Source organism: Lacinutrix chionoecetis, assembly GCF_053604665.1.
On record NZ_JBSHNQ010000086.1, the window covers coordinates 429,210 to 447,128 of the forward strand.

Below are 17,919 nucleotides of genomic sequence, written 5' to 3' on the forward strand. Positions count from 1 at the left end.
AATTAACTTCTTAAGTTTTTAATAATAGCGATTGCCTTTTTTGTGTTATTTTCAATTTTATTGTAATCGTAATCGCCTTCAGCGTTTTTACTTATTAATTTTGAGCCCATTCCTACACAGGTTACACCAGCGTTAAACCAAGATTCTAAGCTTTCCTGAGTTGGTTCTACACCACCAGTAGGCATAATACTCGTCCATTTACAAGGCCCTTTTATTGCCTTAACATAACTCGGGTTATAGGCATTGCCAGGAAATAATTTTACAATTTCACAGCCTAATTCTTCTGCTCTGGCTATTTCTGTTAGGGTTGCACAACCTGGAGACCATAACACTTTTCTTCTATTACAAATAATAGCAATATCCTCTCTTAAAACAGGTGTTACAATAAAGTTGGCGCCAAGTTGCATGTAAAGGGATGCCGCAGCTGCGTCTGTAATGGAGCCAACTCCCATTATCATTCCAGGTAATTCTTTAATTGCATATTTGTTAAGTGCGGTAAAGACCTCGAAGGCAAAATCGCCTCTGCTAGTAAACTCTAAAAGTCGTGCACCACCATCGTAACACGCTTTCATTATTTTTTTACTTATTTCTATATTTTCATTATAAAATAAAGGAACTAAACCAGTGTCCTTCATTACGGTTGCAACTTCTATTCTTGTATATTGAGCCATTTTATTTGTTATTTATCTTGAAACTTTACCCGATGCATCACCACTTAGTAATTTTTCTATTTCGTTTAGTGTAATTAAATTATAATCACCCGAAATAGTATGTTTTAAGCAACAAGCTGCTACTGCAAAGTTTAGAGCCTTTTGTTTATCGTTAGCAAAACTTAATAATCCATAAATTAAGCCACCCATAAATGCATCTCCGCTACCAACTCTATCAACTACTGGCGTTACTTCTTTAATATCGGCATTATAAATAGTTTTACCATCGTACAACACGCCACCAATTCTTTGATGAGAAGCACTAACCGAATATCTTAAGGTTGTTGCTACAGTTTGTAAATTAGGGCATAATTTAAATAGTTTATCATATAGGGCAGGCAGCGATTTTTCATCTTGATAATTAGGATTTTCTTTCTCTTTTCCTAACATAAAAAAGGCGGTATCTAAATCTCCTAAAATAATATTACTATATTTTAAAAGTTCTGGCATTATCTCATTAGGTTCTTTACCATATTGCCATAGTTTAGATCTGTAATTTAAATCTGAAGATATAGTAATGCCTAATTTATGAGCCACTTTTACAGCTTCTAAACAGGCTTGTGCTGCAGATTCTGAGATAGCAGGAGTGATACCGCTCCAATGAAACCAAGTTGCATTTTTTAATACAGATTCCCAATCTATAGCATTTTTAGTAATGGTGGCCATAGAACTATTGGCTCTGTCGTACACTACATTACTGCCACGTGTTCCTGCACCTGTCTCTAAGAAATATAAACCAAGTCTATCTCCTCCATATATAACGTTTTTAGACTCTACATTAAGTTTGCGCATCTCTTTTAAAGCGCAAGCTCCAATTTCGTTTTCAGGCAATCTGGTTACAAATTCAGCAGGAATACCATAGTTTGCTAATGATACTGCTACGTTAAATTCACCACCACCATAAGAGGCTGCAAACTTCTTTGCTTGTGAGAATCTTAAATGCCGCTCTGTGGAGAGTCTTAGCATGATTTCGCCAAATGTGACAACTTTACTCATGTTATTAATTTAATTATAGCCTTTACTATTTTAGATGAATGACTGTATTATTAAATTTATTAAAAATTTTAGTTTAGCTAAACGCTAATCCGCCATTAATATCTACATTATTTCCGTTAATAAAGGATGCTTCATCTGACGCTAAATAAGCAACTAAATCTGCAACTTCAGCAGCGCTACCTTCTCTTCTTAGAGGTGTACTGGCTGCCACTTTAGAGCGAATTTCATCTTTGGTAAAATCGTCATGAAATTTTGTTCCTATTAATCCTGGACAAATGGCATTTACTCTAATTCCTTTAGGGCCGAGTTCTTTAGACATTGCTCTGGTGAAAGTCGTTACAGCACCTTTTGAAGATGCATATAAAGAAGATCCACCACCACCACCATCGCGAGATGCTTGTGAGGACAGATTGATAATAGAAGCACCTTCGCTCATTAAGGGCTCAAAGACCTGCATTGCAAAAACGGTAGATTTAAAATTAACATTCATAACCAAATCATAAAAAGCCTCATCTAATTCCTGCAATGTTTTTCGTGCAAAAAGCCCACCAGCATTATTTACTAAAATATCAACCTTATCGCCAAATGCTTCAACTGTTTTCTGCTTTAAATTTTTAATGTCTTCAAGTTTTGAAACATCTGCTTGTACAGCTATAGCTTGACCTCCAAAAGATTTAATTATATCTAATGTTTTTTTTGCTCCAGCTTGAGAATTATTAAAATTTACAACTACTTTGGCTCCTTCCTTTGCTAATTTAACAGATATGGCTCTCCCAATGTCTCGAGAGCCACCTGTTACTACTGCTACTTTATCTTTAAATTTACTCATTTTATTTGTGTTTGAGTGGTTGGTTTCTATTCTTAAATTTGTTGAATTAAGTTATTTTAATAACTTAAAAAAAAATTAGCGTTTTTGTAATTATACATTAACGCTAATTTTTTACTGTTAAATTTATAAACTACTTAAATTTTATTCAAAAAACATTTTACACTTAGATTCCTAAAGCTTGTCCGCCACCTATTTGAATGGTTTCTGCTGTAATAAATGATGCATCTTTGCTTGCCAAGAAAGAAATAACGCCAGCTACATCTTCTGGTTGCCCTAATCTTCCTAGCATAATATTATTAGCCCAAGACGCAAACACTTCTGGTTTTGTGGCTTTAATTTGAGCATGAAATGGCGTGTCTATAGTACCAGGTGATACAGCATTAACTCTAATGCCATATTCTGCCAAATCTTTTGCCAATGCTCTTGTTATTGCATGTACGCCAGCTTTAGAGGTTCCGTAAATTCCAGCTCCAGGTCCTCCGGCAGTCCATCCTGCGTTTGAGGTATAATTAATTATTGATGGGTGCTCTCCTTTTTTTAAATAAGGTATCGCAGCTCTTGAAGCAAAAAATACAGAATCTAAGTTTAATGCCATGACATTTCTGTAGAACTCAGTTGTCATTTCTTCAAAACGAGATCTGCCACCTAATCCGCCAGCATTGTTAACAAGCACGTCTATTCTTCCAAATTTATCTCCAATTGCTTCTATGTTAGAAGTTACAGCTTCTTCACTAGTTACATCGAAACCAAAATATTCTGCTGTTATACCTTGGTCGGTAAGTTCTTTTACTCTTTGTGAACCTTCATCATCTTGGATACCGTTTAATATAACAGTATAGCCATCTTTACCTAGTCTTTTTGCAACTTCAAATCCTATTCCTCCTGTTGCTCCTGTGACAACAGCTACTTTTTTATCTTGTTTACTCATGTTATAAATTTTATTCTTTAATTATTTCGTTTTCTATAGGTTTAATTTCTTTTATTAAAACAAATATTGATATTACTGCTAATGGTGCTAAAATTGCTAATATTATAAATGCTGGTGTGTACGATTCTTTAGTAATGATAGGAATTAGCCAGTTCATGATAATTACAGAAACAGCACCTATACTACCTCCTAGTCCAGCCAAGGTTCCCACAGATTTTTCGTTTAATAAATCGCTTGGTAATGTTTGGATATTACTAATTGAGAATTGGAATCCGAAAAGCACTACAAATACATAAGACACAAATTTTATAGGTGTATTTGCGAAGAAGATCGCTCCTATAATGGCAATAACAATAATTATGGCACCAATTAAAATAACAGTCTTTCGTGATTTATCTAAACTATATTTATTCATTAAATGTTTTACGTACCAGCCACCTGCTAAGCTACCTATCATGGCACCTACATACGGAAACCATGCATAAAGTCCTATTTGTTTTACATCGAAATTGTACGTGTCTGTTAAATAGATTGGCATCCAGAAGACGAAAAGCCACCAAATAGGTTCGATAAAAAAGCGAGCAGCAATTGCTCCCCAAGCCTCCTTAAGTGAAAGTATTTGTAATACAGAAAGACTTTTTGCCTCATCATCCTGTCTGCTTTCCAAACGTCCAGAAAGAATATGTGCTTTTTCTGTTTCTGTAATCCATGGATGATTTTTTGGCTTGGTTTTGTTAAATATTAACCAGGGAATTATCCATAAAAATCCTAAAACACCGATTATAACAAATGTCACTCTCCAATCGAAAACTTCGAATAATTTAGAAATGGTTGGTGCTGCAACAATAGATCCTATTGCTGCTCCAGAATTAAAAATTCCTTGAGCTAAACCACGCTCTTTAATAGGAAACCATTCTGCATTATTTTTAACCGCTCCTGGCCAATTACCTGCTTCAGCAACTCCTAAGAGTCCTCTAAAAATACCTAAAGACATAGCGCCTTTAGCGAAGAAATGTAGAATAGATGCTAATGACCAAAAGAATATTGAAAGTACAAAGCCAATTTTGGTTCCAACCCAATCGTATACTTTTCCTGATATAAATTTACCAGCAGCGTAGGTAATAGTAAAAATGTTTATAATCCATGCGTAGTCTGATTTAGTTAGACCTAAATCTTCACTCATAGCTGGCCACATAATGCCTAACGCAGATCTATCTATATAATTTATTATGGTTGCAAGGCACACCAGTCCAATTATCCACCATCTTAAGCCTTTTAGTTTCATATGTTAGTTGTTGTTAGTTTTTACCTTTGCTCGCTAAAGCAAGTGTTTTGTTGTTACTTAAATTTTAAAAAAATAAGTATAGTAAAGGTTTAGGTAGTATAACTATTTGTTAAACTGAATAAAACAACTTTACTTCCCTTCAATATATTTCTTATTAAATAATAAATTGTGCACTTTACTATTTAAATTTTAGTCACCTTCAATTTAGATATTGTAACAATATTGATACAATACACTAAAATGATCTTTCATTTTTTGTTTTGCCAATTTTGGGTTTTGATCTCTTATAGCATTGTATATTTCTTGATGTTCCTTAATACCTTGACTCGCTAAATTTTTATCACATACATGATGTTTTTCAAAATTTGTAATAATTTCAGGAGTAATACTTAACATAAATGTATTCATGGTGCTGTTACCACTTGCTTTTGCAATTGCTAAATGAAACAACAAATCTTCTTCTACTGCGTTTTCACCGTTTAAAACTTTCTGAGCATAAGCGTCTAAAGCCATTTTCATTTGCTCTAAGTTTTCTTCTGTTCTTCTAATGGCTGCTAATCTTGATGTTTTTAGTTCTAATAAAATACGGGTTTCAACCAGCGATTTAAAGTCTGGCTCATCTAATCTAAGAATGTCTTCAATCATTCCGTTTATTGCAATACTACCTATGTTAGCAACGAAAGTACCGCTCTGCGGAATGGATTTTAAAATGCCATAAAATTCTAATTTCTGAATGGCATCTCTAACATTACTTCTCGACACTTCAAATTTTTCAGAAAGTGTACGTTCAGAAGGTAATTTTTCACCTGGCTCAAGATTTTTATCATTTATTAGTTTCCCAATCTTGGAAATGATAGTGTTTTGAACATTTAAATTTTCAGATTTTGTGAGTATTTCTAATTTCATGTTTTAATTGGTTAACCAGCTCATTTTACTTGTTTAAACAAATATAAAGCAATAGATTATTTAATAAGAATCTTTGTCAAACTAAATCTTACTGACCTAACCAAATAAGGTCAGCAAAATTTAGCAAAAGGCACATATTAAGACTAATCAAACTAAAATACTAATGCGATACCTCTAATTCATAATATCTAACTTTAGCAAAAGCGCCTTCATCTCTTGTCTGAAAATAATTCCCAGCTTTAAAATAGTTTTCAAATATTCCCCATCTTGTCATGTGGACATTTTCGTAAACCTTATATTCAGTATTATTTAAAACAATTACCATTTTTCCTTCTGATACTTTAACTTCGAGTGTGAATTTTCTAAATCCTACTTCTTGTTCGAAATTAAATCCTTCGTCATCTCCCCAAGCATCTTCATGAAGAATTTCGGTATCTGATGCGTTTAAGTTTTTTAAAACTTTGGTTTTAACCCTAATCTTCCCCTTATCCCAATATATTTTTAATATTGGAGGTGCATTATTGTCTTTTTCTCCAATTAAATCTCTTTGTTCGTTTGTTAAGCGTCCATGGATTTGCATAATGATAATTCTGTGATATTTCCCATCCTTATCTTTTGAAACTTCATCTATTGCAAGTTTACCTTTCATGTAACCACCTTGCTTAAAGGTCCAATTGGTATTATTATCTCCTGGTACCATTTGCTCCCTTAATTCTGATCTTGAGTATTTTGTGTTAGCTGTTGTAGCCTTGCTTGGGTAAGCGTAAAATACTAGAGCCCCTTTTTTAGTAGAGTCATTATACATGTATGGTATAAGTTTCTCATTTGTGGCGTAATTTAAAATTTCGGGAGGTTCAACCTCATATGGTTTTTTACCATCGCCAGAAGGTGTTGTAACTTTCCAATGCGATAAATCTATATCGGGTAATTTATACTTCTTCTTTTTTTTCTTTGTCTTATTATTAGCTGTACTTGTAGCATTATCTGCAGACTGGCAATTAGCTATAAAGACTGAAGCGAAAAGAAAGAAGATTATAAGTTTAAATTTCATTTAAATACTATTAATGTTTTATTGTAACTCTGCGATAAAGTTATCTACACGTGCTTCTTCGCCAGTATTAGTAATAAAAATACTAATTATGTTATTAGCACCAGAATTGAATAGTAAATCGACAGTGGTGTACGATAATTCACTACCAGTAAACGACTCTATTGTTGCAGCATTTGCTGTTGCGGTATCTGTAAAACCACCTCCTGCAAGAATTGCTACGGTACAAGTTCCTCCTGCATTTTCTAATCTGTATGTGTAAGTAATTCTATAGTCGGTATTTGGTGTTACTTCAACTTCTTGATAACCAATACGGTCTGCTGAACTTGGAAATTTAGCAGCTTGTCCGCCATCTGGCACCGTAGAACTTGTGTTAATTTGAATAACACCTCCTAAATCTGAATTTCTCCAAGAATCACGACCATCGCCAGTACCATCTGGTAAACTGTTGTCTTCGAAACTAGGTTCTAAAATATCTGGTATTATTGCTTCTGGTTCTTCTGGCTCAACTACAATAACATCCAGAGTTATAGTACTTGAAGCTCCGTTAGAATCACTACTTGTTAGTGTAACAGGGTAGGTGCCTTCGCCAGGAAATGCATATGTTGGGTCTTGCTCGGTTGAGGTTACTCCACCTCCAAACTCCCAAAAATAGGTGTTAGATTCTGAAGATAAATCTTGAAAATTAATGATAGTAAAATCTACTTCATCTGCCGTGTAAGTAAAATTAGCTTCTGGCAAGACAGTATCTGGCTTAGAATTAGAATCTGGCAGATCATCTCGAAAAAGATCTGGCTCACAACTAAAAATAAAACTAGCAGTAAATATGCTTAAGAGTATTAAAGTTGTATTACGGAAAATAGTTGCTTTATTTTTCATAGTTAAATTGTTTATTTATTAATATCCTGGATTTTGAGTTAATAGACCATCACTTAGGTTTATCTCTCTTGAAGGTATTGGTAATAATAGGTCTCTTGAAGAAAAAACATAGCCTCTGGCATTTGCATGTGCACTTAATACTGTATTTGCTACGTTAAATCTTAGTAAATCGAACCAGCGTTGATTTTCGAATGCCAGTTCTACTCTTCTTTCTGTTAAAAGTTCATCTTTAGTAATTGAGGTAACTATATCTGTTAAACCTGCTCTGTTTCTTATTTTTTGAAAAGATAAAAGTGCATTAGAACTTGAAGTCATATTGCCACCTGCTAAAATGGCTTCAACGTGCATTAAAAGCACATCTGCATAGCGTAGAACAATAAAATCATTACCAGCATTACGAGGGTTTGAACCATAAGTTGGGGGAGAGACAGTTATATCTGACCCTTCAGGTAAAAACTTAGCGACTTCATTATTGTCATCGTCAAGGTCTCCATTTAAATCTGTAATAGAAACAGGCGTTCTGTTTCCTCCAAAAGCATCAAAATCTGCTTTAAGATTCATATTAATAATGTTCTGACCATCTTCTCTTCCTTGTCTTTCTTCTGATGTAAATTCTGATGAATAACTCTGGCTTTCTGCAGCGTTCGCAAATTCATATTGTATAGCAAAGATGATTTCATCGTTTAATTCGTTGTAGAACACATCTGAATAATTTGTTTCTAAATCGAATTCCATACTGTTAATAATAGCTTCACACAATACCTGTGCGCCTAAATAATTAGGATTGTCCTGAGATAGATAAACTTTAGCTAATAATGCCTGAGCAGCTGCTCTCGAAGCTCTTGATTTGAAAGTATTATCTAATACATCTACTGCCACTTGTAAATCACTTATTATTTGTGCATAGATTTGAGCCTTTGGTATTCTTGTAAATAAAGCGGCTTCATCTTCTGGTGCTAAAACAGTAAGTACTAACGGTACATCACTATATAATCTCACTAAATTAAAATATGCATAAGCTCTTAAAAACTGAGCTTCAGCTGCATATTTTGCTTGATTATTTACATCTGCAACATCGATAAAAGTTAAGATGTTATTTGCTCTAAAAATGATTTCGTACATAGACTGGTAATAATCCTCTGATTCTACATTGTTTGGATTAATAGTATATCTGTGGAAATCTGACTTAGAGCCTTCTAATGTTGCGTTTCTTGTATTATCAGAACGGTGTTCTGTTAAAAGATGTTCGAACTGCACACCTCTGTTTGCTCTACCAATGTTTGTTTCGGTATTCTCATTAACGCCTTGGATGGCATCATAGATTCCTATTATTCCCGCAAGCACGTCTTCATCAGTTTGAAAAAAGGCGTCTACAGTAATTACAGTATCTGGTTCTGGGTTTAAAAACTCTTCACTACAAGAATTTAAAGTAAATGCTGTAAGGGCAAAGACTAAGTATTTTATATGTTTCATAATTTATTTTTTTTAAAATTAAAAATCAACGTTTAAACCGAAGGTTACAGTTTTGTATATAGGCGTACCTGCTCTTTGAGATCCATAAGCTCTTGGGTCGTCTCCATCTACGTGCTCTGGGTTAAAGCCATGGTAATCGTCTGCGGTTATGTAAAGTAAGTTTTGAGCTGTGGCATATACTCTTAAACCAGATAAACCTAATTTAGAAGTCACCGAATCCGGCATGTTATATCCAAGGTTTACATTACGAAGCGAAAAGTAATCTGCACTTGCAATAACTTCGCTTGTTAATACTTTTTCCTGAATAAATGATTCGTGTGGTACTAATCCATCTGCAACTGCTTGAGCCTCTCCACCACTTCTGGTTCTGTTTCCAAACCAATTGTAGAAGTATTGATCTCCAATATTATTTACCTGAGCACCTAAACTACCTTGTAACATAAAAGAGAAATCAAAATCTCCGAATTTAAATTCGTTGGTAAAACTATATACTAAATCTGGATATGGGTCTCCTAAAATAGTTTTGTCTTCATCTGTAATAATACCATCACCATTTAAATCTTTTACTATAGTATCGTCGGCTTGTCCATTAATTCTATTCCAAGGATTATCTACATACGTCGTTCTAAAAGCGGTTTCATTGTAAGCTTCTTCATCTACTACAAAACCCCAAAAGGAAGAGATAGGTTCGCCAATTCTGTTAATCCATTGCGAATTTCTACCATAAGTATCTTCAATCAATGCATTGTTAGAGTCTCCAAAACTAATTAACTCATTTTGGTTTGTAGAGGCTATTAAGGTAGTACTCCAAGAAAATTTCTCATTAGAGATGTTTTTAGTTCTTAGTTCAAGTTCCCAACCTGTATTTTGCACTTCTCCTAAGTTAACAATTCCAGTTGAAAAACCAGTAACATAAGATACAGGATTTCCTAAGAGTAACTCATCACTATTACGTTTGTAATAATCTAAAGATCCTGAAATTCTGTTGTTTAAGAAGCCGAAATCTATAGCTGGGTTAAATTCTTCTGAAGCTTCCCATTGTAAGTCGGGATTAGCAATGTTAAGTGCAGAAACACCATTTGTTATTCCACCATTGGTAATGGCGTTAGAACTTTGTAATAAAGATAAATATGGCCAGGTATTTACCACCTCGTTACCTATATTAAAGTTTTCGGCACCAGTAAAACCATAACTTGCACGAAGCTTTAATCTGCTAATAAAATCGCTATCACTTAAAAAATCTTCGTTATGAATATTCCAACCAATAGAGGCTGCAGGGAAGTTACCATATTTTGAGTCCGGACCAAAAACCGAACTACCATCTCGTCTAAAGGAAACAGATGCTAAATATTTATCGTCGTAAGCATAAGTAACCCTTCCAAAGTAACCTACTTTTTTAGTTTCGGTATTTATTTCTTGAAATTCTGCAATTGTAGTTGCTCCTTCTAAGTTTTTAAGTAAGTCGTTAGTATAACCGTTTCCAACAATTTCACTAAACTCGGCTTTTCTTTGTTGTACGTTAAAACCTGCAAGGAAATCAAATTCATGGTTACCAAAATCTTTACTATAAGATAAGGTGTTATCTAAAATAAATCTACTTCTGTAGCGATTTTGTAAATAATACTGGGCTCTACTTGCTCCAGATGCATGATGTTTAGTTCCATCCCATCGTGTTCTCTTTCTTTGGTCTAAAGTAACACCAAGCGATGTTTTTGCTACTAATCCATCTAAAATTTCATAACTTAAATAGGTCGATCCAAATAACTTAGTGTTATACTCATAATGTTCTCTCTCCACGTATTGTGCGTATGGATTAGAATCTCCAGAAGTACGTGGTCTTTCTGTATTACCATCATTATCTAAATCCAGATTAATTAGGTCATTTTCCATAAAATAGTCTCCCACTTGAATATTGTCTCCTGGATCTGTAAATTGAAGTGTTTCTGCCGTATGATATATAGGCAACCAAGGAGATTGGCGAATTGGATTGTGTATTGATGTTGGTAACACTCTTTGATCGGTATAAGAAGGTGTAGCGCTAAGTCCAAATTTTAGCTTGTCGGTTAATTTAGAATCTACTTTTATTTTAGCAGTATAAAGTTTGTAATCATCTGTAATTACAACACCTTCATCATGCAAGTATCTTAAGGATGTGCTAAATTTAGTATTTTCTGAGCCTCCACGTGCTGCAAAAGAATGGCTTGTAACTGTTCCTCCATCGAAGAAAACATCTTGCCAATCTCTATCTACGCCTGTAGTCGCTACTAAAAGTTGTGCATATAGGGTTTCGCCAGAAAGCGTACCTGTTGCAGCTAATTCTTTTTCAGCCCAATCTTTAACACTCTTTCTGTAATCGTCGCTACCATGAGCATCCTTAAAACCTGTATAGGTTTGGTAACTAAATTGTGTTTTACCTTCTTTACCGCTTTTAGTGGTAATAAGAATAACACCATTTGCACCTTCACTACCATAAATAGCAGCGGATGCTGCATCCTTTAAGACCTCAAAAGATTCAACATCATTCATATCAAGATTCCCAAGATAATCTCGGTTTACAATCACCCCATCGACTACCACAGCAGGACCAGAGTCTGCAGCTATGGATCCTACACCTCTAATAGATATAGTAGGTGCTCCACCAGCTTCTGCATTAGTTGCTTGAATGTTTACACCAGAAACTTGCCCAATTAAGGCGTCATCTACTCTCGATACGGCAATTTGGTCTAAGTCATCGTTAACAACCTTAGATATTGCACCAGTTAAGTGACTTTTCTTTTGTGTACCGTAACCAATAACCACAACTTCTTCAAGAGCATTTGCGTCTATTTGCAAACTCACATTTTGAGTAGTTTGCCCTGTTACAGGTACTAATTGAGAGGTATAACCAATGTAGGAAAATTGTAAGACATCACCGTCTTTTACCTCTATTTGATAATTACCATCGAAATCTGTCGATGTTCCAGTAGAACTTCCGGCAATAATGACGTTTACACCTGGTAATGCCATATTGTCGTCGCCCGAAATTACTTGTCCTTTTAGTGTGTAATTTTGAGCAAATGAAATTAAGCTCATGAAGAACAACACAAAAAATGCCGATTTTACTTTAAAATTCATAATCTGTCTTTTAAGTTTTTAGTTAGTGATTGAATTAATTTGACTAAAAACATAATTATTGCTACAGAAACATCGAGATTTATTATCTTTGCAATGATTATATTTTATATGTAATTACTTCCCTTCACAGAAGTTTTTTTAATTAAAGGATGAGTGTGCACTCGTCCTTTTTTTTTTGATTCAGTTTGATGGTTTAAAAATTGGTTAACCAAACTGGTCAACCAAATATATATAAAATTTTGTTAATTCCAACGTTTTCGTAAATTAAAAATGTTAAAATAGTTGCGTTTTGAGTTAAAATAGCAAATATTGATAGAAACGTAAGAATTGTATTACTGCTTTTTAATGTCCTGATAACCAGATGTAGCAATTTTAGTAAATCTTATTTATTTCCAAAATAAGATACTTTGCCACCACTTAAAAAATCTTCTCTTACTGGACTAAAAGTATCTATTAACATACCCTCTTCTAAACATACGGCACTGTGTAATAGATTAGGTTCTATATAAACACCATCACCTGCTTCTACAATTTTCTTTTCTCCATCAATTTCAAATTCAAACTTACCAGAAACACAATAGGTAGCTTGTGTATGAAAATGCTGATGTGGAGCACCTAAAGCTCCTTTTTCAAATTTTACTTTTACCATCATAATCTGGTTATCGTAGCCTAAAAATTTTCTTGATACTCCTCCACCAAGTTCTTCCCATTCCATGTCCTTAGTAATGACGTACTTTTCGCTAAATCGTTTCATATGTTTATTTTGTTTTTATGGTTATTTGCTGTCGCTCTTTATCATTAATATGCATGAATTTTGAACAGCCGTTTTGTGCTACTTAAAATAATAAGAACCTGACCATTCATAATTCTTATCATTAATTTTTACATTATGTTTTGCTTTTTCTGAAGCATTAATATTTGCTGTTATAAACAGTTTAGTGTTGCCATTAATGTTGGTTATTTTAATTGCAGTGTAATCTTCTGTATCCAAAACTACTTTTAAGTCTTTTATACTGCTATTAGCATTTACGGCGAATTCGGAAACAGGACTGTAGCTGCCGTGTGCTTCTATAATAGAAACAAACGAGGTGGTTTTGGCGTTTTTTCTTCTTAGCATAAACGCTGCATCACGACGCAAATTAAATTCTGGATCGTTTGCTCCAATTCTTGTAAATAACAATTCATCATTAGCATTGGTAGTTGTTGTGAGTGTGTAAAACTTATTTTCATTTAACCAAGATAGTTTGGTATTTTTTGATAATGCTTTACCTGAACCCTCTAAGAACAAATGTTGGTAACCATTTTTAGTTCCTAAAGCTTTTAAAGTTTTTGGCGTCTCGTATTCAAAATTGGTTTGTAATACCTGCCCTAAGAAGTAATATGGAAAATCGTATTGATTGGTCTTAGTAGAAGTTACCTTCATAATATCCAACATATATGGCTTTTGAAATTCTTCATCTTTAATAATTGCCATTGTACGTAATAACGTTGTACCAGGATACGCATTTTTTTCTTTTGCACTTATTACCTGCACAGTATCGTTATTTGAAGAAAAATAATGTAATACTGAATGGTTTTGACTCCCTATTTCATAGTCCGCATTAAAATGAGATGTTTCATTTTGAGTAATTGTATTATGTGCAATGGTTTGTTTAGCCCAGGTTTTATTTTCCTTTAGGTAATTGCCACCACCTTTTTGTTCGATATTTACAAAACGTGCCAAGCCATAATCCTGAATAATTTCTTCGCCATTTTCGTACAGTGAGTAAGATAATTTATCGTAATGCCCATGACTTGAACCTTGTGCGGCGTACTTAAAAACCAATTCTAAATCTTCGTTTCGTAAAATACCAACTCCGCCTTGTGTACCATCTGGCCCATCAGATAGGTTAATAGATTTTTTATTGAATGGCTTTTCCTTTCCATCTTTAATACCAATTGCAACTGCAAATCCCGAATCATCAAGTAATACTTGATCTTGTTGTTTGGCAATACTTAATAAACCAGGATCTTGATTACCATTATGGTAGGCAATATCGACTGCTGTAACTAATTCTCTGGAATAGTAAGACATTCCTTTTTGCCCATCGTTAAGTGGAAAGAATTCACCATCTGCATCAGATAAATTTAATAAAGCATTTACAGCATTTAAGAGTACACCATCTTTGTATTCGAAAATTTTTAAATCTGGTTTTACATTTTCTAATGCTTCGGCAAAAATTAAAAAAGGATACATGGCATAACGCTGGTAATATGGTCCTTCGGTATAATAACCATCGGGAGAAAAGGGTTCTTCAATATTGGCTAAGAAACCAGCTTTCCCGTCTTTATTAATATAACCACCATCGTCATCTTTTGCCGTTTTGTTTAAATCTGCTCCTTTAATTCCGTACAATGCGCGTTGTATGAGTTCCTCGTCATCCATTACAAGACCAATCATACCAACCGCTGCATTGCCCCAGGTACTATGATTATGAACACGGTTATAAAACTGCGGACTATCTATAGAAATGTGGTCTGCAAATGGTCTAAAGAGATTTGTTTCTAAGGTGTTGCGTTCTGCTTCGGTTAAATAATTATAGACACAATCGTAAGCCTGACTAACATACACCAACCAATTAGAATCGTTTAGGCATTGCCAGAATAATTTACCTCTTGCGTACGATCGTGTTTTTGGGTGCAGTGGCAAGGTTTTGTACATTGCCTCATACTGCATAAGCATGTCTTTAACGTATTTGGCATATTTTTCGTCGTCTAAAATTTGGTATAACACACCAGCTTTTTGTAATACTAGGAAATTACGTTTATGCCTTGCGTGTGTGTAACCTCCAGAATAATCTACTGGTATGGGTGTTTCTATTCCTTGGGCTATTTCAGCATCAACTTCTGCTTTAACATTTTTTAGAGTGTTATCAAAAATTGGAATATTGCCAAGTTGTGCTCTAATGTCTTTTACACCCTGAGCGGTAAGAATTAATTTAGGATGTTCACTAATTAATTCTGTTTTAGAATCAGTACCTGAAGCAGTAGTGTTTTGCTCCTTACACGCAACTAATACACAAATTAAATATACTGGGAATAGGATGAGTTTATATAGTTTCATTTAAATATTATTTATAATATGTTGTATCCAATGATTACAGATGAATTTTTATAAGTTGATAAATAGGTTTGATAATTACCCAAAATATTTGAAGTAAGTGCGTACCTACACTCTATACTCCATTTATTTTTATAGTTATACCCTAAGCCAAATTCGTAAGTATTGGCGTTTTTAATTTCTAAAACAGCTCCAGTACTGTATTTAATATTAGAATTCCCTGTAAACTTTAATTTGTAGGCACCATTAACAAACAGTTTAGAATGATTATTTAAGAAAAAATAATGTCTTACTCCTATAGGGAACTCAAAGGTTTTGAAATTAACATCAACATTAAAATTATTAAAAATACCTACCACCTCCTCGTTAACTACATGTTTTGTGGTAGTGTAGTTTTGAAAACCTGGTTCTGTAAAAAGGGACCATTTATTATTGTTAAAAGGAAGAACAAATTCAGCCTCTAAACCTAATCTAAGAGATAACTTGCTATTAAATGAGACATTTCTAAATTCTGAAGAAGGATTTGTTACCTGAAGTGACGTATAGGCAACTCCAGCTTTACCTCTTAAATAAAATAGTTTTCTTTTTTTCTTTTCATTGTAGTTTGTTATTTCAGAATTGGTACACAAATTATAATCTTTAAAAACTTTTATAAGATCGTTTTTTTTGTACTCTAAGTTTTTAGGTTTTTTATAATTTTTAGTTTGACAGGTTAAACTATTTAATAGTTGTTGTTGATAATAATCGTTTTCTGCAATAACTTTGGTGTCTCTTAAATAACTTTTATAGACAAGTTGTTCGATGTCTGAATTTTGTAAATTAAAGAAGAATCGGGTTAAATTTCCATCTTCATAAAAATATAAATTAGCATCTCCTTCAATTAAAACCTCTAAAAAAAGTGATTCCTCTTTAAAAGCTGGCGCTCTGTTGTTAGTGAGTTTATCAAGATCGTCAGACGACCTATCTATGTCAACTTTTGCTCTTATATATTTTGAGATATTAGTAATTACAAATGCTTTTACTAGAACTATGTCCATTGTTTTTGGCACATCGCTTTCTTGAATTTTATATTCAAAGTCTGTTGGATTATCTTTCCAATCACTGTTTTTAATTAAGCAGTTAATAGTATCACCTGCATTATTAACGTAGTAACCTTTTTCGAAGTTTGTTTGTGCAAAAGCGTAATTAGTTAAAACTAATATTAATAAAAATGTAAAATTCTTTTTCATAAAATCAATTAATCATCCTTTTTGTTAATGTAACCAAAATCTAAATAATTAACATGGTGATTATATCATAATTGGTTAACCAGATTGGTTTACCAAATATAGAAATTATATTTTTAATAAAAAATTATAATAAAAAATATCGATTTCTTAAAAGTATTCTGTTAAAGCGAGAATTCCATTATAAGAAATGATTAAAGAGAAAAGCAATGCTGCGAATAGCCCAGTATTAACGAAGATATTAGTTTCATAGCCTTTCATAATTTTTTTGCTATTAACTAGTATAATTATCCCTAATATTACCAATGGTAGAACAAATACATTAAATACTTGGGATAGAATTTGAATTTCAATTGGGTTTGCTCCAAAAGCAGGACCAATTAAAGCAACCAGACACGCTATAGCAGTAATAATTCTGAATTGTTTAGAATTGGTATCCAGCGTTCCAGATTGATAATCGGCAACTAATAAAGGAGCTATTAACAAGCAGGGAAATATAGAAGACAAACCAGCGCTTAATGCGCCAAAAAAGAAAATAGTAACAGCCCACTTTCCTGCTACAGGTTCTAAGGTATTTGCCATATCTAATACATGCGTAACTTCTTTACCTTGATAAAACAAAGCGCCAGCAGCTACAGCCATAATAGTACCACTTATTATAAATATTAAAACGGCTGCTGTTATAGCATCTTTTTTTTGTTGCGCTAAATTTTCTATGCTCCAGCCTTTACCTTTTACAAATAGCGGTCGCGATAAAAAAGTTGCAGCTGCCATAGTAGTACCAACAAAGGCAGCAACTAACATTTTACCTCCAGGGATTTTTGGAATGGTTGGCACTAAGCCTTTAACAACATCTAAAGGAAGCGGTTGCACAAAAAATAAAGATAGCAAGAACGAAAAACCCATTAATGTTACAAAAATAACCAGTATTTTCTCGAAAAAAGTGTACTTCCCAACGAGCATTAATAAATAAAAAGTAATAATTATTACGATGGCTATTATTAAAACGGTTTCATATTTATAGCTCGCTAAGCCTTCAAAATTTAATGTTAGTATTTCGAAAATAATGTTGGATGAAATTCCTAAAATTCCCATTAGGGAATTCCATTGACCAAACGTAACACCAATAATAATTAGTATTGCCAGTGCTTTTCCAAATTTTAAATGTTTTTTAAACCCGTAAAGCGCGGTTTCTCCAGTAATTAAGCCATAATTTCCATAAACAAACATTAAAATACCTGAGAATAAGCAACTTAAAAGTAGCACCCAAAGTAATTGCATATTAAATTTACTTCCTGCAACTATCATAGATGTCACACTACCTGTGCCAATAGTATAGCCTATTGCAAAAATTCCAGGACCAAAACCTAAGATGATCGCAATAATTTTTTTTAATATAGAAGTATTCGCTTTAGATTCTGACAT

At 33.6% G+C, this 17,919-nt stretch carries 14 protein-coding genes; all 14 read right to left on the reverse strand.

Translation table 11 applies throughout. The features are described 5' to 3' along the window. Positions 1-2 precede the first annotated feature (2 nt). The 14 genes from ACVC43_RS14145 to ACVC43_RS14210 all read right to left on the reverse strand — a co-directional run bounded on the left by ACVC43_RS14145 (position 3) and on the right by ACVC43_RS14210 (position 17,919). Positions 3-671, reverse strand: a complete 669-nt coding sequence (locus ACVC43_RS14145) for a bifunctional 4-hydroxy-2-oxoglutarate aldolase/2-dehydro-3-deoxy-phosphogluconate aldolase (protein ID WP_452225182.1) — start codon at positions 669-671, stop codon at positions 3-5. A gap of 12 nt (positions 672-683) precedes the next feature. Beyond that, a complete protein-coding gene (locus tag ACVC43_RS14150; protein ID WP_452225183.1) occupies positions 684-1,706 on the reverse strand; it encodes a PfkB family carbohydrate kinase in 1,023 nt (340 codons plus the stop codon). Positions 1,707-1,779: 73 nt separating this feature from the next. Then, on the reverse strand, positions 1,780-2,535 hold the full coding sequence (locus ACVC43_RS14155) for an SDR family NAD(P)-dependent oxidoreductase (protein WP_452225184.1): 756 nt from the start codon (positions 2,533-2,535) through the stop codon (positions 1,780-1,782). A gap of 163 nt (positions 2,536-2,698) precedes the next feature. After that, entirely contained in the window at positions 2,699-3,463 is a 765-nt protein-coding gene (locus ACVC43_RS14160) for an SDR family NAD(P)-dependent oxidoreductase (protein ID WP_452225185.1), read from the reverse strand. 10 nt (positions 3,464-3,473) lie between these two features. Then, a complete protein-coding gene (locus ACVC43_RS14165; protein ID WP_452225186.1) occupies positions 3,474-4,748 on the reverse strand; it encodes an MFS transporter in 1,275 nt (424 codons plus the stop codon). A 204-nt stretch (positions 4,749-4,952) separates the two neighbouring features. Further along, positions 4,953-5,654, reverse strand: a complete 702-nt coding sequence (locus ACVC43_RS14170; RefSeq protein WP_452225187.1) for a FadR/GntR family transcriptional regulator — start codon at positions 5,652-5,654, stop codon at positions 4,953-4,955. A 160-nt stretch (positions 5,655-5,814) separates the two neighbouring features. After that, positions 5,815-6,705 carry a polysaccharide lyase family 7 protein gene (locus ACVC43_RS14175; protein ID WP_452225188.1) on the reverse strand — a complete coding sequence of 297 codons (891 nt, stop codon included), beginning with the start codon at positions 6,703-6,705 and terminating at the stop codon, positions 5,815-5,817. An 18-nt stretch (positions 6,706-6,723) separates the two neighbouring features. Continuing rightward, positions 6,724-7,581: a PKD domain-containing protein gene (locus ACVC43_RS14180; RefSeq protein WP_452225189.1), complete on the reverse strand. Its 858-nt coding sequence runs from the start codon at positions 7,579-7,581 to the stop codon at positions 6,724-6,726. A gap of 18 nt (positions 7,582-7,599) precedes the next feature. Next, a complete protein-coding gene (locus ACVC43_RS14185) occupies positions 7,600-9,054 on the reverse strand; it encodes a RagB/SusD family nutrient uptake outer membrane protein (RefSeq protein WP_452225190.1) in 1,455 nt (484 codons plus the stop codon). Between the two features lie 18 nt (positions 9,055-9,072). Continuing rightward, positions 9,073-12,168, reverse strand: coding sequence for a SusC/RagA family TonB-linked outer membrane protein (locus ACVC43_RS14190; RefSeq protein ID WP_452225191.1), 3,096 nt, complete (start codon positions 12,166-12,168; stop codon positions 9,073-9,075). A 382-nt stretch (positions 12,169-12,550) separates the two neighbouring features. Continuing rightward, complete coding sequence (locus ACVC43_RS14195; RefSeq protein ID WP_452225192.1) at positions 12,551-12,922, reverse strand: cupin domain-containing protein; 372 nt, start codon at positions 12,920-12,922, stop codon at positions 12,551-12,553. A gap of 78 nt (positions 12,923-13,000) precedes the next feature. Beyond that, positions 13,001-15,271: a heparinase II/III domain-containing protein gene (locus ACVC43_RS14200; protein WP_452225193.1), complete on the reverse strand. Its 2,271-nt coding sequence runs from the start codon at positions 15,269-15,271 to the stop codon at positions 13,001-13,003. 11 nt (positions 15,272-15,282) lie between these two features. Continuing rightward, a complete protein-coding gene (locus tag ACVC43_RS14205) occupies positions 15,283-16,497 on the reverse strand; it encodes a tRNA modification GTPase (RefSeq protein ID WP_452225194.1) in 1,215 nt (404 codons plus the stop codon). A gap of 147 nt (positions 16,498-16,644) precedes the next feature. Then, entirely contained in the window at positions 16,645-17,919 is a 1,275-nt protein-coding gene (locus ACVC43_RS14210; RefSeq protein ID WP_452225195.1) for an Nramp family divalent metal transporter, read from the reverse strand.